Source organism: Pseudomonas sp. Z4-20 (assembly GCF_051131955.1).
GTDB classification, from domain to species: Bacteria; Pseudomonadota; Gammaproteobacteria; order Pseudomonadales; family Pseudomonadaceae; genus Aquipseudomonas; species Aquipseudomonas marvdashtae.
Window position 1 is genome coordinate 5305588 of sequence record NZ_CP071641.1, and the last position, 25930, is coordinate 5331517.

21 protein-coding genes are annotated in these 25930 nt (G+C 61.2%); 12 read left to right on the top strand and 9 right to left on the bottom strand.

The genetic code is table 11. The annotated features are described in order from the left end of the window. Positions 1-94: 94 nt before the first annotated feature. From J3P82_RS24155 to J3P82_RS24165, 3 genes are all read right to left on the bottom strand, one after another. A complete protein-coding gene (locus tag J3P82_RS24155; RefSeq protein ID WP_434559158.1) occupies positions 95-1465 on the bottom strand; it encodes a DUF3999 domain-containing protein in 1371 nt (456 codons plus the stop codon). Next, complete coding sequence (locus J3P82_RS24160; RefSeq protein WP_434559160.1) at positions 1462-5085, bottom strand: DUF2339 domain-containing protein; 3624 nt, start codon at positions 5083-5085, stop codon at positions 1462-1464. The genes J3P82_RS24155 and J3P82_RS24160 overlap by 4 nt, the downstream gene beginning before the upstream one ends. 206 nt (positions 5086-5291) lie before the next feature. Then, positions 5292-7742: a glycogen/starch/alpha-glucan phosphorylase gene (locus J3P82_RS24165; RefSeq protein WP_434559162.1), complete on the bottom strand. Its 2451-nt coding sequence runs from the start codon at positions 7740-7742 to the stop codon at positions 5292-5294. Between the two features lie 252 nt (positions 7743-7994). Between J3P82_RS24165 and J3P82_RS24170 the strand changes: the two genes are divergently transcribed. Next, entirely contained in the window at positions 7995-8432 is a 438-nt protein-coding gene (locus J3P82_RS24170; RefSeq protein WP_003196865.1) for a YkgJ family cysteine cluster protein, read from the top strand. A gap of 128 nt (positions 8433-8560) precedes the next feature. On the opposite strand, the gene typA is transcribed toward J3P82_RS24170, so the two are convergent. Together typA and thiI are read right to left on the bottom strand one after the other, a co-directional pair. Continuing rightward, positions 8561-10381 carry a translational GTPase TypA gene (typA, locus tag J3P82_RS24175; RefSeq protein ID WP_186638811.1) on the bottom strand — a complete coding sequence of 607 codons (1821 nt, stop codon included), beginning with the start codon at positions 10379-10381 and terminating at the stop codon, positions 8561-8563. Between the two features lie 134 nt (positions 10382-10515). Then, entirely contained in the window at positions 10516-11970 is a 1455-nt protein-coding gene (thiI, locus tag J3P82_RS24180) for a tRNA uracil 4-sulfurtransferase ThiI (RefSeq protein ID WP_434559164.1), read from the bottom strand. Between the two features lie 327 nt (positions 11971-12297). Here thiI and glnA point away from each other — a divergent pair, with 327 nt between their 5' ends. From glnA to ntrC, 7 genes are all read left to right on the top strand, one after another. Next, positions 12298-13704: a type I glutamate--ammonia ligase gene (glnA, locus tag J3P82_RS24185; RefSeq protein ID WP_186638815.1), complete on the top strand. Its 1407-nt coding sequence runs from the start codon at positions 12298-12300 to the stop codon at positions 13702-13704. A gap of 124 nt (positions 13705-13828) precedes the next feature. Continuing rightward, complete coding sequence (locus J3P82_RS24190) at positions 13829-14389, top strand: chorismate mutase (protein WP_434559166.1); 561 nt, start codon at positions 13829-13831, stop codon at positions 14387-14389. A gap of 208 nt (positions 14390-14597) precedes the next feature. Next, positions 14598-14954 carry a cupin domain-containing protein gene (locus J3P82_RS24195; RefSeq protein ID WP_434559168.1) on the top strand — a complete coding sequence of 119 codons (357 nt, stop codon included), beginning with the start codon at positions 14598-14600 and terminating at the stop codon, positions 14952-14954. Between the two features lie 24 nt (positions 14955-14978). After that, entirely contained in the window at positions 14979-15491 is a 513-nt protein-coding gene (locus J3P82_RS24200) for a DUF4124 domain-containing protein (RefSeq protein WP_434559170.1), read from the top strand. Continuing rightward, positions 15488-16114: a DUF4124 domain-containing protein gene (locus tag J3P82_RS24205; protein ID WP_434559172.1), complete on the top strand. Its 627-nt coding sequence runs from the start codon at positions 15488-15490 to the stop codon at positions 16112-16114. Before J3P82_RS24200 ends, J3P82_RS24205 begins: the two co-directional genes overlap by 4 nt. Before the next feature lie 253 nt (positions 16115-16367). Next, entirely contained in the window at positions 16368-17453 is a 1086-nt protein-coding gene (glnL, locus tag J3P82_RS24210; RefSeq protein ID WP_434559174.1) for a nitrogen regulation protein NR(II), read from the top strand. Further along, the gene (gene ntrC / locus J3P82_RS24215) at positions 17450-18886 is read left to right on the top strand and encodes a nitrogen regulation protein NR(I) (protein ID WP_186613250.1); all 1437 of its coding nucleotides are present in this window, start codon (positions 17450-17452) and stop codon (positions 18884-18886) included. The genes glnL and ntrC overlap by 4 nt, the downstream gene beginning before the upstream one ends. Positions 18887-19306: 420 nt before the next feature. Here the strand turns inward: ntrC and J3P82_RS24220 are convergent, their stop codons facing one another. Continuing rightward, the gene (locus J3P82_RS24220) at positions 19307-19747 is read right to left on the bottom strand and encodes a hypothetical protein (protein ID WP_434559176.1); all 441 of its coding nucleotides are present in this window, start codon (positions 19745-19747) and stop codon (positions 19307-19309) included. Here J3P82_RS24220 and J3P82_RS24225 point away from each other — a divergent pair. Continuing rightward, complete coding sequence (locus J3P82_RS24225; protein WP_434559178.1) at positions 19746-20201, top strand: tRNA (cytidine(34)-2'-O)-methyltransferase; 456 nt, start codon at positions 19746-19748, stop codon at positions 20199-20201. The genes J3P82_RS24220 and J3P82_RS24225 overlap by 2 nt on opposite strands. 65 nt (positions 20202-20266) lie before the next feature. On the opposite strand, the gene secB is transcribed toward J3P82_RS24225, so the two are convergent. Genes secB through J3P82_RS24240 form a run of 3 tightly spaced genes read right to left on the bottom strand, consistent with a single transcriptional unit; the run spans position 20267 to position 21459 of the window. Next, positions 20267-20749, bottom strand: a complete 483-nt coding sequence (gene secB / locus J3P82_RS24230; protein ID WP_434559180.1) for a protein-export chaperone SecB — start codon at positions 20747-20749, stop codon at positions 20267-20269. Between the two features lie 40 nt (positions 20750-20789). Continuing rightward, complete coding sequence (grxC, locus tag J3P82_RS24235; RefSeq protein WP_305497430.1) at positions 20790-21044, bottom strand: glutaredoxin 3; 255 nt, start codon at positions 21042-21044, stop codon at positions 20790-20792. A 1-nt stretch (position 21045) separates the two neighbouring features. Next, entirely contained in the window at positions 21046-21459 is a 414-nt protein-coding gene (locus J3P82_RS24240) for a rhodanese-like domain-containing protein (RefSeq protein WP_186638826.1), read from the bottom strand. A gap of 152 nt (positions 21460-21611) precedes the next feature. Here J3P82_RS24240 and gpmI point away from each other — a divergent pair, with 152 nt between their 5' ends. The 3 genes from gpmI to J3P82_RS24255 all read left to right on the top strand — a co-directional run bounded on the left by gpmI (position 21612) and on the right by J3P82_RS24255 (position 25929). Beyond that, complete coding sequence (gene gpmI, locus J3P82_RS24245; RefSeq protein ID WP_434559182.1) at positions 21612-23141, top strand: 2,3-bisphosphoglycerate-independent phosphoglycerate mutase; 1530 nt, start codon at positions 21612-21614, stop codon at positions 23139-23141. Between the two features lie 146 nt (positions 23142-23287). Further along, positions 23288-24580, top strand: coding sequence for a murein hydrolase activator EnvC family protein (locus J3P82_RS24250; protein ID WP_434559184.1), 1293 nt, complete (start codon positions 23288-23290; stop codon positions 24578-24580). 32 nt (positions 24581-24612) lie between these two features. After that, complete coding sequence (locus J3P82_RS24255; protein ID WP_434559186.1) at positions 24613-25929, top strand: S41 family peptidase; 1317 nt, start codon at positions 24613-24615, stop codon at positions 25927-25929. Position 25930: the final 1 nt, after the last annotated feature.

The following is a 25930-nucleotide window of genomic DNA, read 5'->3' on the forward strand; positions in this document are numbered from 1 at the left end:
GCTGGGGCTCGCTTCGGTGTTTATGTTGATAAAGAGGACGCATCACCAGCAGGCTCGCCCGTTATGGAAGCGAGCCTGTTGATAAGCAGGCGCTTCAATTATTGACCGGCGGCTTGCGCAGCAGGCTGAACGCCATCGCCGCGAGGAACAGCACGCCCAGCAGCAAAACCACCCACAGGCCGATCTTTTTCCAGTTGGTCTCGACGATCGCGGGCGTGGTTTCAACCGCCGGGGTCGAGGTGGCCGCACCGTTCACTGTTGCCGTTCCCAATGTCGCCAGCCGCGACGGCTTGTAATCCGGCACCAGTGTCGTCAATGGCAGGCTCGCCGCTTTCACCGTCGCGCTGCCCAGCGCCAGGCTGTACGGGCCTTCGCCACGCGCCAGGAACACCACCTGCGTCGGGCGCACGGCAAAACGCAGGGCCGGGGCTTCGACGCCCAAGCCACCGCCGCGCTCATCCACGGTCAGTTTCAACTGCTGGACAGTCTGTCCCGACAGCTGCAGCTGGTTTTGCAGCACGTCCTGGCCGTTCTGGGTCAAGCGATAGAGCAAACCGCTGCCCATTGGCTGCCAAGGCTGGCTGCTTTCACGGCGGCCGGCCAAGGTCACCGGCGCCAGGCTGTTGGCCTGGCTCAGTTCCACCTGCACCTGCTCGATGTTCACCCCCATGGGCAACTGCCAGGTGTATTCACCGGCCTTCGTGGTACCACCGGCCAAAGGCTGCGACCACACCAACGGCAACGGCAGGCTCTCGCGGCTGGCGCTTTGCAGTTGAGCCGAGGTCAGCACCGGCGCCGAGGAAGGCGAATCCCACAACAATCGCAAGTACCGCGCCGATTGCCCCGGCAAGCTCACTTCATGCTGCTCGACCCGCTCGTCGGCGAATGTCAGCCGCGCAACCTGGCCTTCGCCCCAGGCTTGCCAGTGTTGCAAATCGTCACTGGCTTCGATGCTGAAGCGCTGGAAGCCGTCGCGTTCGCTGGTCCAGTCGAGGATCAATTGCTGCAAGGGCGCCTTGATCGCGCTGGCATCGAGCAACCAGCCACGCAGCTCCTCTTCGCCCGCCTCGAGCCGACTGGACGGCTGGACTTCGACCAAAGTGCCGTTGGCGTTCGACTGCACACGCACACTGGGCGCTCGCTCGCTGTCATCGGCAGCGTTGTATAGCGGAAACCACTTCACGTCGGTGAGGGTGCGGTTTTCCCGGCTTTGCGCCGATTCACGAACCAAAGCATATGCCTGAGGCTGTCCGGCCGCGTTGAAGACCCGAAGGTCGCTGAGATCGGTCTGCCGCGCCTGCAACTGGACGTCCAGCGGCAACGGCAGGCGATACCAAGGCCCCTCCCCGCTCAAGGCCAGAGGCACCTGATGGGCGAAGTCCGCCGGTTTTTCCTGGGCCGTAGCCGACAGCGCCACCCACAACCCGACCACGCCCAGCCCGATCCGATTCAACTTGCGACTCAAGACGACACTCCCTCACTGACAGGCATCGGCGGCTCGGTTTCCGAGACCGTTTCCGGGCGTTTCGGTGGCAGCGGCGCGAAATAGCCCACCACCAACAACAAGACCCCCACGCCGATAAACGACACGATCCGCGCCAGACCGCCACGGTTACTCAATTCGACAAAGAACAACTTGGCTACCACCACGGCGATCAGCGCCGCGCCGATCAACCACACTTCACGCCGGTGCCGCAGGTGCCCGCCAATCATCAGGCCGAGGGCAATCAAGGTCCAGACGATGGACAAGCCGGCCTGCACGAACATGGACTCAAGCAGCGCGTCCAGCTCGTACGGGACATCCATCCACTGGTGGGCAACGCGCATCACCAAGGCGGTGAAGAACGCGAACAGCGACACACCGGCGATCAACTGGGCGACCTGTCCGATGCGATTCCAACGGTTCGTCGATTGCTCCACGGCGTTGCGGGCCCACACATAGATCCCGAACAAGGCGAACAGCAGGCCCAGCTCCAAGGGATTGAGCAACGGCACGTAAGGCAGTGGCTCTGAGTTGCCGTCACTGAAGGTGTTGGTCATCCAGAACCAACCGAGCATCAACAGCGCCATGGGCGCCGCCGCGTAGACACGATATTCGCGCGGTTGGGCCGATACCGGCCACGGCAAGGTACGCGGCGCGGCCATCAGCACCAGGTAAAGGCCTGGCAGGATCGCCCAGGCCAGCCAGCGCCAGGCGTTGTACTGCTCAGACAGCAACAGCAGGCCGTAACGCAACTCCAGCATCAGCACCGCCATGAGCAACCAGCAACCGAGCACATGAGCCGTACTGCGCGCCTGGGCCGGCAGCGTCGTGGCCAGGCGTTTCAGCGACAGGAAATGCACGGCAAATACCGCCAGCCAAGCCAGCCAGCCAAAGTCCGCCGCCGGGTGATAGTGGCTGTGCCCTGTTGCCACCAGCACACAGCCCGCCGCCGGGATCAACAAGGTGCACAGCAGCCCCAGCGCCGGCCATTTCAACCGCAGCGACAATACGCTCCACACCGCCACGCTGGCAGCCGCGACAATCAGCAACAAGTTACCTTGCAGGTTTTGCGGGGCAAAGCGCAGCACTTCGCTGACCCACGCCAGCGCCCACCAACCGGCACCCCAGATCAGCAACAGCTCGGACAAGCGCTGCAAGCTCAAGGCATCGAGTTCCTGCGCCGCGTGCGCCCGTTGCAGGCGCCATGCGCCCACCAACGCGGCCAGCCCCAGCACCAGCGGCGTCCAGAAACCGCTATGGGCCAGGGGCCGCAGGTCCTCGGCATTGAGCGGACCCAGCAGTGCCGGCCCTGCCACCAGGAACGACGCACCGCCAAGCACTTGCAGCAATAGGCCAAAGACAAAGCTCACGCGTTGTTTGAGGTACAGGCTCAGCCAGATGATCAGCAGGCCGCTGGCCGCCCACACCCCGCTCGCCGTTTGCCAGGGCAGGACGAACAGCACGGCAAGGTTGATCAGCACCAACCCGGCCAGCAACACCACCGACAAGCCGCGCAGCAACCGGACGTCATTGCGCACCATGTCGTCGCGAGCCGCCAGCAACATGCCGCCGATCAATGCCAAGCCGATCAGCGAGGCGCTAAGCAGACCGCTCCAGCCGGCATTGAGCACTGCCGCCGAATCCCCTTCGGCACCTTGCAGGCGCAGCAAGAACAGCGCGCCGCCCAGCAGTTGCACGGCAAACGCGGTAAACAGGAACGCGCGCGATTGCAGGCGCAGGCCAACCACCAGCGTTGCCAGGCCGGCCAGCGCCCAGGCGATGGCTGTGGCGTGGATGAAGAAGAACAGCGGCGCCAACAGATAAAGGAAGCCCAGCCCCAGCACCGCCAGCACTGACTGCCCGCGGCGCTCCCAGCTTGCGGTGTGCCCAGGGTCAGCCTTGCGCAATTGATAGAAGCTGAACAGCAAGGCCACACCAAGCATCAACGCGCCCAGCGGCGCGCCTTCGAGCAGACTGCTTTCGCCGGTACTCAGTTCGCTGATGAAGGCCAGTGCCGAGCCCAATTGCAGCAACAGCGCAAAGATTCGCGCGAACGGCCGCTGCTGGCGCAGGCCCAGCCAGAAGATCCCGGCACCTTCCACCGCCCATGCCGCGGCAGTCCAGCGTGCATCAAGGCCAAGCGGGATGGCCAGGCTGCTGAAAATCACACCCAGGGCCAGGCAGGTTTCAGCCAGCAGCACGGCGCGACCGCCCATCAACACGCGAGCCAGCCCCATGTAGATCATGCCCAGGGCAAGGGCACTGAACGCTGCGGCGAATTCCAGATGCTGCACCAATGCCAATTGCAGGCCGAAGCCTACCAACGGCGGGCCGAACAGCATGGTGCCGTCCACGTAATCGCCCTTGCGCGCCGACCAGCGCAGCACGGCATCGCGGCTGTCATCTACGGGGGCATCGCTCATTTCCTGCAGCTTGCGCCGGGTGAACAGCAAGCCGATCGCCAGGTACATCAGGAAGAAAACAATCAGGAACGGTTCCGTGCTCCACAACAGTTCCGGCGCATAGGAACGCAGGCCCCAGGCAAAACCGATGCCGAAGGTGCCAACGAAGCCAATCAGGTTGAGCAGGCGCCAGGCCCTGAACCAGGCAATGGCGAAGATCCCGGCATTGAGCAGGATGAAATAGCTGAACAGCGCGACATGGTTACCGCTGCCGGTGGACGTCAGGATCGGCGCGGCAAACCCGCCCAATGCCGCGGCCGCTGCCAAGCCCAGGGCGTTTTGGGTAACGGCCAGGATCGCCGAAAACACCGTGACCGCCACCAACAGGCCCAAGGCAGCCTTGGAGTCGAGCAACGGATGCAAGCGCATGGCAGCAAATACGGTCAGGTACAGCACCGCAATCCCCGTGCCCTGCAACATCAGAGCATAGTTGCTGTTGCGTTGACGCAACCACCAGCCCAGGCCCAGCAGGCCCAAGGCGCTGGCCGCGACGCCGGCGTAACGCACCTCGATCGGCACGATCATGCCTTCGGTGGCGTAGCGCAGCAAAAAGGCCAGGCCAAGGAACAGCAACACCACACCCACTCGCAGCACGGTGTTGCCGCCGAACAGCCAGTTGCGCGCGCCAGTCCAGGCATGGTCGAACAGATTCGGGCCCCGAGGGGCTGCCGGTTCCGCAACCCTCGGCTCCATAGGGAGAGGCTCAAAGTCGCGGTCAGCACCCCGGCTAAAGGTTACTGGCGCAGGGCTCCAGATTTCGTCCGGCAACGGCTGGCTGGCCTGGGTGGCCATGACGGAGACGGGTTCGAGCTCGGGTGGCAGATCCCAGACGAGCTCCGGCCCGGTGCGGGCTTCGGGTTTTGCGGCTTGGGGCACCACAGATTCGGGCGCGGGAGCCGGATCAATTGGCGCGGCAACGGTGCCGCTTTCGAGGACCGCCAGACGCGCTTCCAATGTGAGCACGCGCTGCTGGGCGTCTTGCAACAACAGCTGTTGCTTGGCGACCTGGATACCCAGTCGTCCCAATCGATACGCCTGGGCGACGCCGAGCCCCACCAACGCCCCGACCAGCGCATCAGCGAACGACTCATCCACCACCCAGCCAAGGGCCAGGCCCAACAGTGTCAAAATCCATTGCATATGGTCGATATCCCTAAGCCGCCCGTCGCGGGCATGACCGGAATGATGCGGTGCCCGGGTCAGCTTGGCGAAACCGTCCAACCCCTGTCGGAGTGTCGGTATTTGCGTTGCTGGGCCCGGCGACCATCATGCCCGGCGAAACTGGCGCCTAGTATATCGACGAAGCCCAACGACCGTTGGGCTTCGCTCACATTTCTTGCAACAGATCAGTCCAGGGCCTTCCAGATGTCGGTGGCGTATTCGCGGATGGTCCGGTCGGAGGAGAACCAGCCCATGCGCGCGGTGTTGAGCACCGCCGAACGCCACCACTGCTTGGAGTCGTGCCAACGCTCCTCGACCTTGGCTTGGGCGTTCCAATACGCGTCGAAATCGGCGCAGACCAGGAAGCGGTCGTAATCCACCAGCGAGTCCACCAGCCCGGTGTAGCGCATCGGATCGTCCGGCGAGAACACGCCACCACGAATCGCCTGCAGCACGTCGTTGAGCCTGTGGGACGCGGCCACGTCCGGCGCGGCGCTGAATTCACCGTTGCGCTTGCGCGCTTCCACCTGCTCGGCGGTCAGGCCGAAGATGAACATGTGCTCGCCGCCGACGCGCTCGTGCATCTCGACGTTGGCGCCGTCCATGGTGCCGATGGTCAGCGCGCCATTGAGGCCGAACTTCATGTTGCTGGTGCCCGACGCTTCGAAACCGGCCGTAGAGATCTGCTCCGACAAATCCGCCGCCGGAATGATACTTTCGGCCAGGCTGACGTTGTAGTTAGGCAGGAACACCACCTTGAGCAGGCCGCGCACGGTCGGGTCGTTGTTGACCACGCGGGCGATGTCGTTGGTCAGCTTGATGATCAGCTTGGCCTGGTGATAACTGGCGGCGGCCTTGCCGGCGAAGATCTTCACCCGCGGTACCCAATCCACTTCCGGCTCGGCGCGGATTGCCTGGTACAGCGCCACGGTATGCATCAGGTTGAGCAACTGGCGCTTGTATTCGTGGATCCGCTTGACCTGCACGTCGAACATCGCCGCCGGGTTGACGGCGATGCCCAGCCGCTCGTGGATCAGGTAGGCCAAGGCTTTCTTGCTGTGCAGGCGCTGTTCGGCGAACTGTTTGCGGAACGCCGGCTTGTCAGCGAACGGCTCCAGTTCGATCAGGCGCTCCTCGGGGTTGTCGAGCACGCTCGGGCCGAGGGCGTCGACCATCATCGAGGTCAATTCGGCGTTGGCCTGGAACAGCCAGCGGCGGAAGGTGATGCCGTTGGTCTTGTTGTTGATCCGGTCCGGGTAGAGCTTGTGCATCTCGGAGAATACCGTGCTGCGCATTAGCTGCGTGTGTAGCGCGGATACACCGTTGACGCTGTGGGAGCCGAGGAATGCCAGGTTGCCCATGCGGACCCGGCGGCCGTTGTCTTCTTCGATCAGCGACACCGAACGCAGCACGTCGAAGTCATGCACGCCCTTGGCTCGCAGCGAATCGATGTGTTGGGCGTTGATCAGGTAGATGATCTGCATGTGCCGCGGCAGCATGCGTTCCATCAGCCCTACCGGCCAGGTTTCCAGGGCTTCAGGCAGCAGTGTGTGGTTGGTGTAGGACAACGTGTCCTGGGTGACCTGCCAGGCCGCGTCCCATGCCACGTCGTAGACGTCGACCAACTGGCGCATCAACTCGGCCACGGCAATCGATGGGTGAGTGTCGTTGAGTTGGATGGCGGCATGGTCGCCCAGGGTCAGTACCGAGGTGTGCATGTTGCGATGACGGCGCAGCAAATCCTGCAACGAAGCGGCGACGAAGAAATATTCCTGACGCAGGCGCAACTCCTGGCCAGCCTCGGTGCTATCAGCGGGATACAGCACGCGGGAAATACTCTCGGCCCGGGCCACTTCGGCCACCGCGCCGAGGTGGTCGCCGGCGTTGAAGCGCTCCAGGTGCAAGTCCTCGACGGCTCGGGCGCGCCACAGGCGCAGGGTATTGACGCTGGCACCGCGCCAGCCCACTACGGGGGTGTCATAGGCAATGGCCCGCACGGTTTCAGCCGGCGACCAAACCTGGCGGGTCTTGCCGCTCTCGTCGGTAACGGTCTCGACGCTGCCGCCGAAGCCGATCGGATAGACGACTTCCGGACGCTCGAACTCCCACGGGTTGCCGAAGTCCAGCCAGTGCTCGGTCTGCTCCTGCTGCCAGCCGTCGACAATCGCCTGGCGGAACAGGCCGTGCTCATAACGGATGCCATAGCCATGGCCGGCGATACCCAAGGTCGACATGCTTTCCATGAAGCACGCCGCCAAACGGCCGAGGCCGCCGTTGCCCAGGGCCGCGTCGGGCTCCAGCAAGCGGATGCGCTCCAGGTCCACGCCCAGCTCGGTCAACGCCTCGCGGGCGGTATCCAGGAGGCCGAGATTGCTGAGGCTGTCATACAGCAGGCGACCGATGAGAAATTCCAGGGAGAGGTAATAGACCCGCTTCTGGCCCTTGCGGTAGATCTGCCGCGTATGGTCCATCCAGTGTTCGACCATGTGGTCGCGGGCGGCAAGGGCTATGGCTTCGAACCAATCGTGATCAAACGCATGATCGGGGTCCTTGCCGACGGCATAAGTGAGTTTGGTCAACACGGCGTCGCGAAAAGCGGCAACCTCCGCTTCGCGAACAAGTGGTTCTTGAGTCATTGATGAGACCTCGAACGAGCATGGAATTGTCTGAGCCTAGTCGGTCTGACAGACGGTACAGGCTCTGGTTCGGTGTTTTTCCTCCGCGCCGGAGATTCGTCGCCAAAGAAATGCCAATTAACGGGAGCAATGCAGGGGCCGTGCCGGTCTTGAAGGGTTTTGTCGGGCCAGAAAAAAAACCGGCAGATGGTCGTTCAAAATTTCACCAGTCCCGGTATGATCGCGCGCCCTGATGCATGCTGGTAAACCTTGATGATGAAGCCCAACCTGATCGCCGCCGCGGAGATCGACCGACTCGATACCTGGGCCAAGTACTCCGCCCCGATGTGCGGTTCCTGCGTGTCGAGCTGCTGCACGCTGCCGGTAGAGGTCAAGATCAAGGACCTGATCCGCATTGGCATCGTTGACGAATTCGAGCTGGGCGACCCGCCGAAGAACATCGCCAAGCGCCTGCAGAAGGAAGGGATCGTCGAGCGCTATAACCAGAAGTCGGAAATCTTCACGCTCCAGCGCATGAGCAACAACGATTGCCTGTATCTGGACCGCAAGAGCCGGCTGTGCACCATTTACGAGAAGCGCCCGGACACCTGCCGCAATCACCCGCGGGTCGGACCACGCCCGGGTTACTGCGCCTACAAGCCCAAGGAAGTGGAACGCGAGCGTAATCCGCGGACTTTGGACAAATTTTGATCGGGCGCTAGCTTTCCTGGCATCCGCTCGCGATTGCCGCTTTCCAATACCGTGAAACCCAGACATAAAAAAACGCCCCCAATCTCGCGACCGGGGGCGTTTTTTTTAGCCGCTAACTAAGTCGAAACTCAGTTACCGCTTTTCTTGGCAGCGCGGGTACGCTCGCTTTCGCCAAGGATTTTCTTACGCAGGCGAATCGACTTAGGCGTCACTTCACACAGCTCGTCTTCCTGTACGAACTCCAGCGCTTGCTCCAGGGTGAACTTGACCGGCGGAACCAGGGCGATGGTTTCGTCTTTGCCCGAAGCACGCATGTTGTCGAGCTTCTTGCCTTTGGTCGGGTTCACGCCCAGGTCGTTGTCGCGGCTGTTCAGGCCGACGATTTGACCTTCGTAGATATCCTGGCCGTGCTCGACGAACAGCTTGCCGCGCGCTTGCAGGGTTTCCAGCGAGTAGGTCAGTGCCTTGCCGGTCGCAACCGATACCAGAACGCCGTTCTGACGGCCGGACATGTCGCCGGACTTCATCACGTCGTAACGATCGAAGATCGACGTCAGGATGCCGCCGCCGGAGGTCAGGGTCAGGAACTCGTTACGGAAACCGATCAGGCCACGGGCCGGGATGTTGTACTCAAGGCGCACACGGCCCTTGCCATCCGGAACCATGTTGGTCAGGTCGCCTTTACGCAGGCCCATTTGCTCCATGATCGCGCCCTGGGATTCTTCCGGCAGGTCGATGGTCACGTTTTCGTACGGTTCGTGCTTGACGCCATCCACCATGCGGATGATCACTTCAGGACGACCTACACCCATTTCGAAGCCTTCGCGACGCATGGTTTCGATCAGTACCGAGAGGTGCAGCTCACCACGGCCAGACACTTTAAACTTGTCGGCCGAGTCGCCTTCTTCAACGCGCAGGGCAACGTTGTAGAGCAGTTCCTTGTCCAGGCGCTCCTTGATGTTACGGCTGGTCACGAACTTGCCTTCGCGGCCGCAGAACGGCGAGTCGTTAACCTGGAAGGTCATCGAAACGGTAGGTTCGTCAACGGTCAGCGGCTTCATCGCTTCGACGTTCAGTGGGTCGCACAGGGTGTCGGAGATGAACAGCTGGTCGAAGCCGCTGATGCAGACGATGTCGCCGGCCGCTGCTTCTTCAACGTCGATGCGGTGCAGGCCGTGGTGACCCATCAGCTTGAGGATACGACCGTTGCGGCGCTTGCCGTCGGCGTCGATGGCGACCACCGGGGTGTTCGGCTTGATGCGACCACGGGCGATACGGCCAACACCGATAACACCCAGGAAGCTGTTGTAGTCCAGTGCCGAGATCTGCATCTGGAACGGACCGTCACGGTCGACTTTCGGCGCAGGTACGTCGTCGACGATCGACTGGTACAGCGGCGTCATGTCTTCGGCCATGGCGGTGTGGTCCAGGCCGGCAATACCGTTCAGGGCCGAGGCGTAGACGACTTTGAAGTCCAGCTGTTCTTCGGTGGCACCGAGGTTGTCGAACAGGTCGAAGATCTGGTCCAGAACCCAATCCGGACGCGCGCCTGGACGGTCAACCTTGTTGATAACCACGATCGGACGCAGGCCGGCTTCGAAAGCCTTCTTGGTCACGAAGCGGGTTTGCGGCATAGGGCCGTCCTGGGCGTCGACCAGCAGCAGCACGGAGTCGACCATCGACATCACGCGCTCTACTTCACCGCCGAAGTCGGCGTGGCCCGGGGTGTCCACGATGTTGATGTGGTAGCCGTTCCAGTTGATGGCGGTGTTTTTCGCCAGGATGGTAATACCGCGCTCTTTTTCCTGGTCGTTGGAGTCCATCACGCGCTCGTCGTTGAGCTCGTTGCGCTCCAGGGTGCCGGATTGACGCAAGAGTTTGTCTACCAGGGTGGTCTTACCATGGTCAACGTGAGCAATGATGGCGATGTTGCGTAGATTTTCGATCACTTGTGTATCTCGATCAGAGGATTCGGTGTGCTGACAGGTCGTGGCAGCGATTTACAGTAGAGTCCGACAATTACAGCGTGTCGGCGGCGTCGGGGGGCCGGTGACGCAGGCCACAGGCAAACAGCCCCGGGCACTTAGCTCGGTCGATAAACGCGCACATTGGCATGCCCCTCACTGAGCAAATGGTGGGCATGCAGGCGACTCATCACGCCTTTGTCGCAATACAGCAGGTACTGGCGAGTAGGGTCCAGTTCCTTGAAACGCGCGTTCACTGCATAGAACGGCATCGTTTGTACCTCGATGCCGGCGACATCCAACGGGTCGTCCTCAGCTTCATCCGGGTGTCGGATGTCGATGATGATCTGACCGGCCAATGCTTCGCCGACTTCCTCAATCTGTATGTCCTGGCCCAATTCATCGATGACCCGATCAATTGGCACCAGCCTGGCGTTCTCGATCGCACGCTCGAGGACCGCCATGTCGAATGCTTTCTCTTCGTGCTCCACGCGTCCGCGCTTGGCCGCCGTCTTCGGATTGACCGAGATGACCCCGCAATACTCGGGCATGTGCCGGGCAAAATCAGCGGTGCCGATTTCATTGGCCTGGTCGATGATGTCCTGCTTGTGGCTGGCAATCAGTGGGCGCAGCACGAGTTTTTCAGTGACGCAGTCAATGACCGACAGGTTCGGCAACGTCTGGCTCGACACCTGGGAAATCGCCTCGCCAGTCACCAGCGCATCGATCTGCAGGCGATCGGCGATGTTCGACGCGGCCCGCAACATCATACGCTTCAAAATGACGCCCATATGACTGTTATCGACTTTGCCGAGAATCTCCCCCAGGACTTCCTCGAACGGCACGCTCACAAATAACACGCGTTGGGAGCTGCCGTACTTCTTCCAGATGAAGTGCGCCACTTCCATCACGCCCAATTCGTGGGCGCGCCCGCCGAGGTTGAAGAAGCAGAAATGGCTCATCAGCCCGCGACGCATGATCTGGTAGGCGGCGACAGTGGAGTCGAAGCCACCGGACATCAACACCAGCGTCTGCTCCAGCGACCCCAGCGGATAGCCGCCGATGCTGTCGTGCTGGCTGTGGATCACGAACAACCGCTGGTCGCGAATTTCAATGCGTACCTCAATCTGCGGATCTTTTAGCGAGATACCGGCGGCACCGCACTGTCGGCGCAACTGGCTGCCGACATAACGTTCCACGTCCATCGAACTGAACGGGTGCTTGCCGGCACGCTTGCAGCGCACCGAAAAGATCTTCCCGGCCAGCGCGTCACCATAATGAAGCATGCATTTGGCCAGGATGTCGTCGAAATCCCCCAGCGGGTATTCGTCGACTTGCAGGAAATGCGCAATGCCCGGCATGCAGCTCAGGCGCTCGGTCATATCCTTCAGGAGCTTGGGATCGCTGACGCGGGTTTCCAGTTCGAGATTGTCCCACACACCGTTCACCACCACGGCCGGGTCCAGGTCTCGGAGCACGGCGCGGATGTTCTTGGCCAACTGGCGGATGAAACGCATCCGTACCGGGCGGCTCTTGATGGTGATCTCGGGGAAGACTTTTACGATTAGTTTCATGAAAACAGCGCGCGATCGGCCAGCCGAAAAAGGGGGGCGCGGATTATAGCGGAAATTGCTCAAGGTTTGACCAGTTAATGTGCGGGCGGTTTTGCGCGCACCAAAACGGTTCATTAATGACAAAAAGCGCCACATTGCAGTGCGCAATTGTTCGACAATCCATATTTCCGACGTTTAAAAGCGTGTATTTGGTGCAAAAAACCCATGCTGGGGCACTGGCATGCAAATTGCTCCCTTGTGAGGCAGGTTGCCTTGGCAGAGTATTCGCGCCGGCATCACCCATATCTAAGGGCACACCATTACCGCCCGAAGCCACCCGGAGGACATATGTCGAAGTCGGTTCAACTCATCAAAGATCATGACGTCAAGTGGATTGATCTGCGCTTCACTGACACCAAGGGCACTCAACATCACGTGACCATGCCGGCCCGTGATGCGCTGGACGACGAATTCTTCGAAATCGGCAAGATGTTCGACGGTTCCTCCATCTCCGGCTGGAAAGGCATCGAAGCCTCCGACATGATCCTGATGCCGGACGACGAAACCGCCGTCCTGGACCCGTTCACCGAAGAGCCGACCCTGATCCTGGTTTGCGACATCATCGAACCTTCGACCATGCAAGGCTATGACCGTGACCCACGCGCCATCGCCCACCGTGCCGAGGAATACCTGAAGTCCACCGGCATCGGCGACACTGCATTCTTCGGTCCCGAGCCTGAGTTCTTCATCTTCGACTCGGTCAAATTCAAGTCCGACATCTCCGGCTCCATGTTCAAGATCTTCTCCGAACAGGGTTCGTGGATGTCCGACCAGGACGTGGAAGGCGGCAACAAAGGCCACCGTCCTGGCGTCAAGGGCGGCTACTTCCCGGTTCCTCCGTTCGACTTCGACCACGAAATCCGTACCTCCATGTGCAACGCACTGGAAGAAATGGGCCAGACCGTCGAAGTTCACCACCACGAAGTGGCGACTGCCGGCCAGAACGAAATCGGCGTGAAATTCAACACGCTGGTCAAGAAGGCTGACGAAGTCCAGACGCTGAAATACTGCGTCCACAACGTTGCCGACGCCTACGGCCGCACCGCGACCTTCATGCCGAAGCCGCTGTACGGCGACAACGGTTCGGGCATGCACGTCCACATGTCGATCTCCAAGGACGGCAAGAACACCTTCGCAGGCGAAGGTTATGCCGGTCTGTCGGACACTGCCCTGTACTTCATCGGCGGTATCATCAAGCACGGTAAGGCCCTGAACGGCTTCACCAACCCGTCGACCAACTCCTACAAGCGCCTGGTGCCAGGCTTCGAAGCTCCGGTCATGCTGGCCTACTCGGCTCGCAACCGCTCCGCCTCGATCCGCATTCCTTACGTCAACAGCCCCAAGGCTCGTCGTATCGAAGCGCGCTTCCCGGATCCGGCTGCCAACCCTTATCTGGCCTTCGCTGCACTGATGATGGCTGGCCTGGACGGTATCCAGAACAAGATCCACCCTGGCGATGCCGCCGACAAGAACCTGTATGACCTGCCGCCTGAAGAGGCCAAGGAAATCCCACAGGTTTGTGGCAGCCTGAAAGAAGCCCTGGAAGAGCTGGACAAGGGCCGCGCGTTCCTGACCAAGGGCGGCGTGTTCTCCGACGACTTCATCGATGCCTACATCGCATTGAAGAGCGAAGAAGAAATCAAGGTTCGCACCTTCGTACACCCACTGGAATATGAGCTGTACTACAGCTGCTGATCCGGTAAGCGCCGCCCCGCACGGCGTGAAATAAAAAGAGGCCTCCCTTTCGGGAGGCCTTTTTTATGGGCGCAGGTTAAGCGCATGATGCCTCGTCATTCCCCCACAGAAGACGAGACTGCCCATGACTTTGCGCTTCAAGCTCTACCTCGCCCTGTCTGCCGCGCTGCTGGCCCCTACCGTCCAAGCCGCCTCAACCCCCGCCCCTGAGGCCCTTACGCCTCTGCTAAACGCCATCGGCGAACGCCTGGCGCTTGCAGACCAAGTGGCGCTGAGCAAATGGGACAGCCATAAACCCGTGGAAGACCGTCAGCGCGAGCGTGAAGTGATCGCCGCGGCCGTCGCCCAGGCACCGGCCTACAAATTGACTGGCGAAACCGTGGAAGCGTTTTTCGCCGCCCAGATTGAAGCCAACAAACTGGTGCAATACATCAACCTGTCCGACTGGGCCCTGGAAGGCAAAGCTCCGGACCTCCCACGTCCGGACCTGGTGGGACAGATTCGTCCACAACTCGACCGACTGCAAAAGCGCCTGTTGCAACAACTGGCCGACTTCGCCCCCTATCGCACCGACCCGCAATGCCCACAATGGCTGGCCCGAGCCACTCACCACAACAAGCAGCACCCGATACACCGGCTCGCCCTGATCCGGGCGACTGCTGAGCTGTGCGTACTCAAAGGCTGAAGCATCCGACGCAGATAGGCATTTTCCGACAAAGCGGGTCGCGCAATTCCTATTCGATATAAACCTAATCCGACATCAATCGCGCTAGCCGATACCTAACCTGCGAAGCCTGCTTACCCATAAGGATGGACAGATGCACGCTTGCCTCAGACTTTTACCCATCGCTTTTGCCTGCCTTGCCGCTTCCGCCTGCGCCAGCCCGACTGAAATGCCTCCCCAGCCCCCGGCCATCGAACGCGACGTCCTGCTCCAGAGCAGCGAGTCCTGGGACGGTACACCTTACGCCAGCTATCCGACCTCGCCCCCTGAACTGACACTGCTCAAGCTCAAGATACCGGCCAATACCCAACTGCCCTGGCACACTCACCCTATCCCCAATGCCGCCTATATCCTGTCCGGCGAACTTACCGTCGAAAGCCGCGATGGCAGGCACGAACGAAGCTTGAAGGCTGGCGATGTGCTGGCCGAAATGGTCGACATCAGCCATCGCGGCAGGACCGGCGACGGCCCGGTGGAACTCATCGTGTTCTATGCTGGCAGCCAGGGCATTCCACTTTCACAATGACCCGCGCGCCCAAAAGGAAATCGAATGCGGCCGATTTTGTCACTCCTGCTGCTGTTGCTGGCATTGCCAGCAATGGCGCAGATATACAAATACACCGACGCCGACGGCAACACCGCCTATAGCAACCAGCCGCCCGACGGCGTCCCTGCCCAGGCGGTGGAGCTGCCGCCGCTCAACAGCGTCGAGCCCCAGGCCCCAGCCAGTATGGACGCGCCTGCGGCCCCAGCGAACAACGAGCCGCGCAACGCTTACGAGGTGCTTGAGCTAACCGACATTCCTACCGAAGAAGCCCTGCGCGCCAATAACGGCACCTTCACCGTTGGCGTCCGGACCCAGCCGCGCCTGCGCAGCCCCCATCTGTTCAGACTGTTGCTGGACGGCCAGCCGTACGGTCAACCGAGCAACGTGCCGCGCCTGCAATTGGTGAACATCGACCGCGGCGAGCACAGCCTGGCGGTTCAAGTCGTCGATGGGGAAACCCTCGTGCAGCAGAGCGAAACCGTCACCTTCACCGTCCAGCGAGTGCATGTTCCATGATCCGCTGGCTGCTCGCCCTTGGCTTGTCGCTGACCGTGTTGCCAAGCCTGGCGCAGGTCTATACCTACATCGACGCCCAGGGCAACCGGGTCTTCACCGACCAGCCACGCCCGGGCAATGCAAAGAAGGTCGAATTGCCGCCCGGTAACCGGATGGCGACACCACCGTCCGCCGCCACCTCGGCGGCGATGTCCGCAAAGCCGCCCTCCGAGCCCTTGTTCCGTTATGAGATGCTCCGGCTGTTGATTCCCGAACCGGACGCGACGATACGCAGTACCGCAGGGGAAATGATCGTCACCGCGACCAGCGAACCCGGCCTGCAGAAAGGCCACCGCTATCGCCTGCTGCTGGATGGCAAGCCCACCGGCGAACCGGGACCCAGCCCGGTGTTTGCCCTGGAGAACATTGATCGAGGCACCCACCATCTGGCGGTGGAGATCCTCGATGAACAGGATCGTATCGTCGAACGCACCGCCAACCAGCCGTTCCACATGCAACGCATGTCCCTGGCACAGAAGCGCCGCGTCAAACCGTGCGCCAAGACCGACTATGGCCAACGCCCGGAGTGCCCGCTTTCCGACAAACCCAAGGAAGAAGAAAGCAGCATCCTCCCCTTCTTTTAATGCTCATCAAGATGGCGCACCCTATTGGTGCGCAAATCAGCACCCTACCCAAACCCCAACCCATTTTGGTTCGAAACTACCCGATCAAGCTGGCAGAACGCCACGGAAACGGGCGGAAAAAAGCTATTTGAGGCTTTAAACGCTTCTTTTCGGAGCCTTGGTTTGGTTTTTGCATTTTCCTGGTATCAGCGCATTAATCGCGCGCGCAATTTGAGGGCTTGACCCCGATTGCTACGCTTTAAAAGAGGTCCTGATGACCATTAGCGACGCACTACACCGCTTGCTGCTCGACAACCTCACCACCGCGACCATCCTGCTCGACGCCGAATTGCGTCTGGAGTACATGAACCCGGCGGCCGAAATGCTCTTGGCCATCAGTGGCCAGCGCAGTCACGGGCAATTCATCAGCGAACTGTTCACCGAGTCCGCCGAGGCGCTGAACTCCCTGCGCCAGGCCGTTGAACAGGCCCACCCGTTCACCAAGCGCGAAGCGATGCTCACCGCCCTGGCCGGCCAGACCCTTACCGTCGACTACGCAGTTACGCCGATCCTGAACAACGGCACCACGCTCCTGTTGTTGGAGGTCCATCCTCGCGATCGCCTGCTGCGCATTACCAAGGAAGAAGCCCAGTTATCCAAGCAGGAAACCAGCAAGATGCTGGTGCGCGGCCTGGCCCATGAGATCAAGAATCCACTCGGTGGTATTCGCGGCGCGGCGCAATTGCTTGCCCGGGAACTGCCGGAAGAGAGCCTCAAGGACTACACCAATGTCATCATCGAGGAGGCCGACCGCCTGCGAAACTTGGTGGACCGCATGCTCGGCTCGAACAAGCTGCCGTCCCTGGCGCTGTGCAACGTCCATGAAGTGCTGGAGCGTGTCAGCAGCCTGGTGGAAGCGGAAAGCCAGGGCTGCATCACTTTGGTGCGCGACTATGACCCGAGCATTCCCGACGTCCTGATCGACCGCGAGCAGATGATCCAGGCGGTGCTCAACATCGTGCGCAACGCCATGCAGGCCATCAGCAGCCAGAACGAACTTCGCCTGGGCCGTATCAGCCTGCGCACCCGCGCCATGCGCCAGTTCACCATCGGCCATGTACGCCACCGCCTGGTGACCAAGATCGAAATTATCGACAACGGCCCGGGCATCCCTGCGGAATTGCAGGAAACCATTTTCTTTCCCATGGTCAGCGGCCGTCCGGACGGTACCGGGCTGGGCCTGTCCATCACCCAGAACATCATCAGCCAGCACCAGGGCTTGATCGAATGTGAAAGCCACCCCGGCCACACCACTTTCTCGATCTTCCTGCCACTGGAACAAGGAGCCACATCGACATGAGCCGTAGTGAAACCGTGTGGATCGTCGATGACGACCGTTCTATCCGCTGGGTCCTGGAAAAAGCCTTGCAGCAGGAAGGCATGACCACCCAGAGCTTCGACAGCGCCGACGGGGTGATGAGCCGCCTGGCCCGTCAGCAGCCGGACGTCATCATTTCCGACATTCGCATGCCCGGCGCCAGTGGCCTGGATTTGCTGGCGCGGATTCGCGAGCAGCACCCGCGGTTGCCGGTGATCATCATGACCGCTCATTCCGACCTGGACAGCGCCGTGGCGTCCTACCAGGGCGGTGCGTTCGAATACCTGCCCAAGCCGTTCGATGTCGACGAAGCCGTGTCGCTGGTCAAGCGCGCCAACCAGCACGCCCAGGAACAACAAGGCCTGGAAGAAGTGCCCGCCCTGGCCCGCACGCCGGAAATCATCGGCGAAGCGCCGGCGATGCAGGAAGTGTTTCGCGCCATCGGCCGACTGAGCCATTCCAACATCACCGTGCTGATCAACGGCGAATCGGGCACCGGTAAAGAGTTGGTTGCCCATGCCCTGCACCGCCACAGCCCACGGGCGGCGTCGCCGTTCATTGCGCTGAACATGGCGGCGATTCCCAAGGACTTGATGGAATCGGAGTTGTTCGGCCATGAAAAAGGTGCCTTCACCGGCGCGGCCAACCTGCGCCGTGGACGCTTCGAACAAGCCGATGGCGGTACGCTGTTCCTCGATGAAATCGGCGACATGCCGGCCGATACCCAGACTCGCTTGCTCCGTGTCTTGGCCGACGGCGAGTTCTATCGAGTCGGTGGGCATACGCCGGTCAAGGTCGATGTTCGCATCATCGCCGCCACCCATCAGAACCTGGAAACATTGGTTCACGCCGGAAAATTCCGCGAAGACTTGTTCCACCGCCTGAACGTGATCCGCATCCACATCCCGCGCCTGGCGGACAGGCGTGAAGACATCCCGACCCTGGCACGCCACTTCCTCGGCCGCGCGGCACAGGAACTTGCGGTGGAGCCCAAGCTGCTCAAGAGTGAAACCGAGGAATACCTCAAGAACTTGCCATGGCCGGGCAACGTGCGCCAACTGGAGAACACCTGCCGCTGGATCACGGTGATGGCGTCCGGTCGCGAAGTGCATATCAGCGACCTGCCGCCGGAACTGTTGAGCCTGCCCCAGGATTCGGCGCCGGTGACCAACTGGGAACAAGCGCTGCGCCAGTGGGCCGACCAGGCCTTGGCACGTGGTCAATCGAGCCTGCTCGACAGCGCCGTCCCGGCCTTCGAGCGCATCATGATCGAAACCGCCCTCAAGCACACCGCCGGCCGCCGTCGCGACGCCGCCGTGCTGCTGGGCTGGGGCCGCAACACCTTGACCCGCAAGATCAAGGAATTGGGCATGAAGGTTGACGGCGGCGATGACGATGAAGGGGATGAGGGCTGACCGCCCTTGGCTTTGCGCCAGCCTCCAGGCGGGGCGCATGCACCGCATCAATGCACCATGAACTGCAATTGCGCATGTAATGCGAGCGCTGAACCCAACGCTCCGTCTCGGAAAACCAAACCCACATAACGCAAAAGCCCCGGTTTACGGGGCTTTTCGCTTCATGACCATTTTTTTGTGACAAAACATTCGAAACTGGCACGCCCTCTGCAATAACCCAGTCACTACCCAGTTTTGGGGACCTTGGTACAGGCAGGCCGGGGATTCCCCTCTTTTATACCGGGCTCATCGAGCCCACAGTTTTGGGGGCCTTGATACAGGCAGGTCAAGGTTTCCCTTCTTTACACCAGGGCTGGACCCTTCGCGGCAGGCCCTCCCGTTTCGGGAACCTTGGTACAGGCAGGCCGGGGATTCCCTCTTTTATTGCTCCTGGAGACGGACCTCCAGCCGCCAGCGGTCATCGACTTCGCTGCCGGCCCAATCCCCTCGCAACGGACGCGCCGCCACCAGCGTCAGCAACAAGCCCTTGTCACTCAAGCGAACCCGCCAGTTCACGTCCCTGCCGTTGAGCTTGAGCTGGCCCTTCTGCGCCTTGCCCTTTGCCTGGAACAACAGCGCGACCGAGCCGTCGATGATTTCCCCGTGCAGCTTGGGCTCATTGTTGAACCACGCTACCAAGGCCCCGTCGACCACTTCGATCTGCTGCAGCTCGCTCGGCTCGGGCGTGGTGATGCGACCGATCATCAGCCCGACCATCATGCCGAAAAGCGCCAAGGAGCCCATCACCCGAGGCATTAGCTTCGAACGTCGATCGGTTTGCGGCGTAGAATGCCGCTCATCTTTATCTGCGGAGCCGTGCATGTTTCACGTCATCCTTTTTCAACCGGAAATACCGCCCAATACTGGCAACGTCATCAGGCTGTGCGCCAACAGCGGCTGCCACCTGCATCTGATCGAACCACTGGGCTTCGAGATGGACGACAAGCGCCTGCGCCGCGCCGGCCTCGACTACCACGAGTATGCCACCTTGCAGCGACACGCCGACTTGGCGAGTTGCCTTGAAAGCCTGGGGCAACCGTGTCTGTTTGCCTTCACCACGAAAGGCTCTCGGCCGTTTCATGACGCCAGCTTCGTCCCCGGTGACGCATTCCTGTTCGGACCGGAAAGCCGTGGCCTGCCGGCAGAAGTGCTGGACGCGCTACCAGCGGAGCAACGCTTGCGCTTGCCGATGCGCGAAGGTTGCCGGAGCCTGAACCTGTCCAACACCGTGGCGGTGGCGGTTTACGAAGCCTGGCGGCAGAACGGCTTCAGATAACCCGATTCGAACCAGCCTAAGAAAAAAGCGCCTATCAAGGCGCTTTTCCAGGTTTCATCGACCGCTTACTGAACGGTCGTTTCACCCGCTTCCTGCATGCGCTGCAGCTCTTGGGCGTACAACGCATCGAAGTTCACCGGGGCCAGCATCAGGGCCGGGAACGAACCACGAGTCACCAGACTGTCCAGGGTTTCCCGCGCGTAGGGGAACAGGATGTTCGGGCAGAACGCGCCCAGGGTGTGGCTCATCGAAGCGGCATCCAGATTCTTGATCAGGAAGATGCCGGCCTGCTGGACCTCGGCGATGAACGCCACTTCGTCACCGTTCTTCACGGTCACCGACAGGGTCAACACCACTTCGTGGAAGTCTTCTTCCAAGGCCTTCTGGCGGGTGTTCAGGTCCAAGGCCACGCTCGGCTCCCACTGCTGGCGAAAGATCGCCGGGCTTTTCGGGGCTTCGAAGGACAGGTCGCGAACGTAAATGCGCTGCAAGGAGAATTGCGGTGCGGCTTCTTCTTCAGTGGCAGCTGTGTTCTGTTGGTCAGTCATCGCAGATCCTTCTTACTTTCAGGTTCTATTAATTGGGAATTCAGGCCTTGAGCAGCGCGTCCAGCTTGCCGGCGCGCTCCAGGGCGAACAGATCATCGCAACCGCCCACGTGGGTGTCGCCGATCCAGATCTGCGGCACGGAGGTACGCCGGGCCTTCTGGGTCATTTCGGCGCGCAGCTGCGGCTTGCCGTCGACCTTGATCTCTTCGAAAGCCACGCCCTTGTTCTTGAGCAGCATCTTGGCTCGGGAGCAATAGGGGCAGTAATCGCTGGAGTAGACAACAACGTGGGGCATCTCACTTCACCAGGGGCAGATTGTCGGCTTTCCAGCTCGCAACGCCACCGGACAGCTTGGCGGCGGTGAAGCCGGACTTCATCAGTTCGCGGGCAAGGGTGCCGGCCTGCTGGCCTTGGGCGTCGACCAGGATCAGCGTCTTGGCCTTGTGCTTTTCCAGTTCGCCCACGCGAGCGATCAGTTTGTCCTGGGGAATGTTCAGCGCGCCAACAATGTGACCAGCGGCGAAATCCTTGCTCGGGCGGATATCGACCACCACGCCGGCATCCTTGTTGACCAGCGCGGTCAGCTCGCCGGTGCTCAGGCTGCGTCCGCCGCCCTGCATCGTATGGGCAACCAGCAACGCCAGCAGTACGACGAAGATACCGACGAGAATGTAGTGGTTAGTGGCAAATTCAATCAGGTGAGCAACCATCGAAGGAGGTTCCAGGGCGTTAAAATGTCGGCCAGTATACACAGCACGCATGGCCGGCCAAACCCCGCCCGGCGGTGACGGCACCGGAACTTACCTTTAAACTGCCCGTCCCTTTTCCATCGTCTTCTTTTAATCAGCCACGAGTGGATTCCATGACTACCACGCCTAAACCTTTGGTCCTGATGATTCTCGACGGCTTCGGTCACAGTGACAGCCACGAATCCAACGCCGTGTACGCGGCGAAGAAGCCCGTCCTGGACCGTTTGTGGGCCAGCGTGCCGAACGGCTTGATCTCCGGAAGCGGCATGGACGTCGGTCTGCCAGACGGGCAAATGGGCAACTCCGAAGTCGGCCACATGAACCTCGGCGCGGGTCGCGTGGTGTATCAGGATTTCACCCGCGTGACCAAATCGATCCGCGACGGCGAGTTCTTCGAAAACCCGACCATCTGCGCCGCCGTGGACAAAGCCGTGGCTGCCGGCAAGGCCGTGCACTTCATGGGCCTGCTCTCGGACGGTGGCGTGCACAGCCACCAGGATCACCTGATCGCCATGGCCGAGCTCGCCGCCAAACGCGGCGCCACGCATATTTATCTGCATGCCTTTCTCGACGGCCGCGACACGCCGCCCAAGAGCGCCGAGTCGTCGATCAAGCTGCTGGACGACACGTTCAAGGCGCTGGGCAAGGGCCGGATCGCCAGCCTGATCGGCCGCTACTTTGCCATGGACCGCGATAACCGCTGGGACCGCGTCGCCCAGGCTTACAACCTGATCGTCGATGGCAGCGCCGAATTCAACGCCGCCTCCGCCCAGGAAGGCCTGCAAGCCGCGTACGAGCGCGGCGAAAGCGATGAATTCGTCAAGGCCACCACCGTCGGCGAGCCGGTGAAGGTTGAAGACGGCGACGCCGTGGTGTTCATGAACTTCCGCGCCGACCGCGCCCGCGAATTGACCCGCGTCTTTGTCGAAGACGACTTCAAGGAGTTCGAGCGCGCTCGGCAGCCGAAACTGGCCGGCTTCGTGATGCTGACCCAATACGCCGCCAGCATCCCTGCGCCATCGGCCTTCGCCGCCGGCAGCCTGGAAAACGTGTTGGGCGACTACCTGGCAAAAAACGGCAAGACCCAGCTGCGCATCGCTGAAACCGAGAAGTACGCCCATGTGACGTTCTTCTTCTCCGGCGGCCGCGAAGAGCCCTTCCCGGGCGAAGAGCGAATCCTGATTCCGTCGCCGAAAGTCGCCACCTACGACCTGCAACCGGAAATGAGCGCGCCGGAAGTGACCGACCGCATCGTCGACGCCATCGAGAACCAGCGCTATGACGTGATCGTGGTGAACTATGCCAACGGCGATATGGTGGGCCACAGCGGCGTGTTCGACGCGGCGGTCAAGGCCGTGGAATGCCTTGACGTCTGCGTCGGTCGCATCGTTGACGCGCTGGAAAAAGTCGGCGGCGAAGCCCTGATCACCGCCGACCACGGAAACGTCGAGCAAATGTCCGACGAGTCCACCGGCCAGGCCCACACTGCCCACACCACCGAGCCGGTGCCGTTCATCTATGTCGGCAAGCGTGACTTCAAGGTCCGCGACGGCGGCGTGTTGGCTGACGTCGCGCCGACGATGCTGATGCTGCTGGGCATGGAAAAACCGGCGGAGATGACCGGGACTTCGATCCTGGTCTGACCCGCACCCCAATGCGGGAGCAAGGTTGCTCCCGCATTGGTCCAGGTGTTTTTTCGGCCAGTTATCACACAGCCCCAAATGGGCGTTTTTTTTGCAGCGTGGGGCGGGCATACTAGGCCGTCCCTTTCCTGGTGTCGCCCGCCTCTATGCTTCGCGTCCTGATAGCCTTTGCTCTGACCTGCCTGCTCCAACCGGCCTTCGCTGATGAGCGCGCGCAAACCCAACAACAGTTGGACGCCACGCGTCAGGACATTGCCGAGCTGAAGAAACTGCTGAACAAGCTGCAGGAAGAAAAATCCAGCGTACAGAAAGACCTGCGCGGCACCGAGACCGAGATGGGCAAGCTGGAAAAGCAGGTCGACGCCTTGCAGAAAGAGCTGAAGAAAAGCGAATCCGAGCTGCAACGGCTCGATGGAGAGAAAAAAAAACTCCAGAGCGCGCGCACTGAACAGCAAAAGCTGATCGCCATCCAGGCCCGGGCCGCCTACCAGAACGGCCGCCAGGAATACCTAAAGCTGTTGCTCAACCAGCAGAACCCCGAAAAATTCGCCCGCACCCTGACCTATTACGATTACCTGAGCCAGGCACGCCTGGAGCAGCTCAAGAGCTTCAACGAAACCCTGCGCCAACTGGCCAATGTCGAAAAAGACATCGAGTTGCAGCAAGCCCAGCTATTGGTGCAAAAAAGCAGCCTCGACACCCAACGCGAAGAACTCGACAAGGTCCGCAAGGAACGCCAGGTCGCACTGGCCAAGCTCAATGACGATGTGAAGGCCCGCGACAGCAAGCTCAAGGCCCGCGAGCAGGACCAGGCCGAACTGGCCAATGTGTTGAAAACCATCGAAGAGACCCTGGCCCGCCAGGCCCGAGAGGCGGAAGAAGCGCGCCAGAAAGCGCTGATCGCCCAGCAGGAAGCCGAAAAAAAGCGTTTGCGTGAAGCCCAAGCCGACGCCGATGCCGGCGAGGCACCGCGCAAGCCAGCCAAAGTCAGCCCCGGCGCGCTGGTTACCAGTGACGGCGAAACCTTTGGCGGCGCTTTTGCTTCAGCCCGGGGCAAACTTCCATGGCCGGTCAATGGTCGATTACTTGCGCGCTTCGGTGAAACCCGCGGCGACGACACCCGCACCAAATGGGACGGCGTGATGATCAGCGCCTCCGCCGGTAGCCAGGTGCACGCCGTACATGGCGGGCGCGTGGTGTTTGCCGACTGGCTGCGCGGTGCCGGCCTGCTGGTGATCCTGGATCACGGCAACGGATACCTGAGCCTTTACGGCCATAATCAAACGCTGCTCAAGTCGGCGGGAGATGTGGTCAAGGCCGGCGAGTCCATCTCCACGGTCGGCAACAGTGGCGGGCAGGACACGCCAGCACTGTATTTTGCTATTCGCCAGCAGGGTCGCCCCAGTGATCCGGCCCAATGGTGTCGTGCGCAAGGATAAGCGCGCCCATCCAACTCAGGAGTTCGTTCGACATGCTGCATTTGTCCCGCCTCACCTCGCTGGCCCTGACGATCGCCCTCGTGATCGGTGCGCCTTTGGCTTTTGCCGCGCAACCCGCGCCGTCGCCAACAACCGCTACGGCTGTCACCACCAAGGCCCCGCTGCCATTGGATGAGCTGCGTACCTTCGCCGAAGTCATGGACCGGATCAAAGCCGCGTATGTAGAACCGGTGGACGACAAGATGCTGCTGGAGAATGCCATCAAAGGCATGCTCAGCAACCTCGACCCGCACTCCGCCTACCTGGGACCAGAAGATTTCGCCGAGTTGCAGGAAAGCACCAGCGGCGAATTCGGCGGCCTCGGGATCGAGGTCGGCAGCGAAGACGGTTTCATCAAGGTGGTCTCACCAATCGACGACACGCCTGCCTCCAAGGCCGGCATCCAGGCTGGCGATTTCATCGTCAAGATCAACGGCCAGCCGACTCGCGGCCAGAGCATGACCGAAGCCGTGGACAAGATGCGCGGCAAGATCGGAGAAAAGATCACCCTGACCCTGGTGCGCGACGGTGGTACGCCATTCGACGTGACGTTGACCCGCGCCGTCATCCAGGTCAAAAGTGTGAAAAGCCAGTTGCTGGAGTCGGGCTACGGCTACATTCGCATTACCCAGTTCCAGGTCAAGACCGGCGAGGAAGTCGCCAAGGCCCTGGCCAAGATGCGCAAGGACAACGGCAAGAAGCTCAACGGCCTGGTCCTGGACCTGCGCAACAACCCCGGCGGCGTGTTGCAATCAGCAGTTGAAGTGGTGGATCACTTCATCACCAAAGGCCTGATCGTCTACACCAAGGGTCGCATCGCCAATTCCGAGCTGCGCTTCTCGGCCACCGGCAACGACCTGAGCGAAGCCGTGCCACTGGTGGTGCTGATCAACGGCGGCAGCGCGTCGGCATCGGAAATCGTCGCCGGAGCCCTGCAAGACCAGAAGCGCGGTGTCGTCATGGGTACCACCAGTTTCGGCAAGGGCTCGGTGCAGACCGTGTTGCCGCTGAACAACGACCGCGCCTTGAAGATCACCACCGCGTTGTACTTCACGCCCAACGGCCGCTCCATCCAGGCCCAAGGCATCGTCCCGGACATCGAGGTGCGCAAGGCCAAGATCACCAGCGAGCAGGACAGCGAGTACTTCAAGGAAGCCGACCTGCAGGGTCACTTGGGCAATGGCAACGGCGGCGCCGACAAACCGACCGGCTCCGGCGCCAAGGCCAAGCCAATGCCGCAGGATGACGACTATCAGTTGGCCCAGGCCTTGAGCTTGCTCAAGGGGTTGAACATCACGTCCGGCCGCTGAG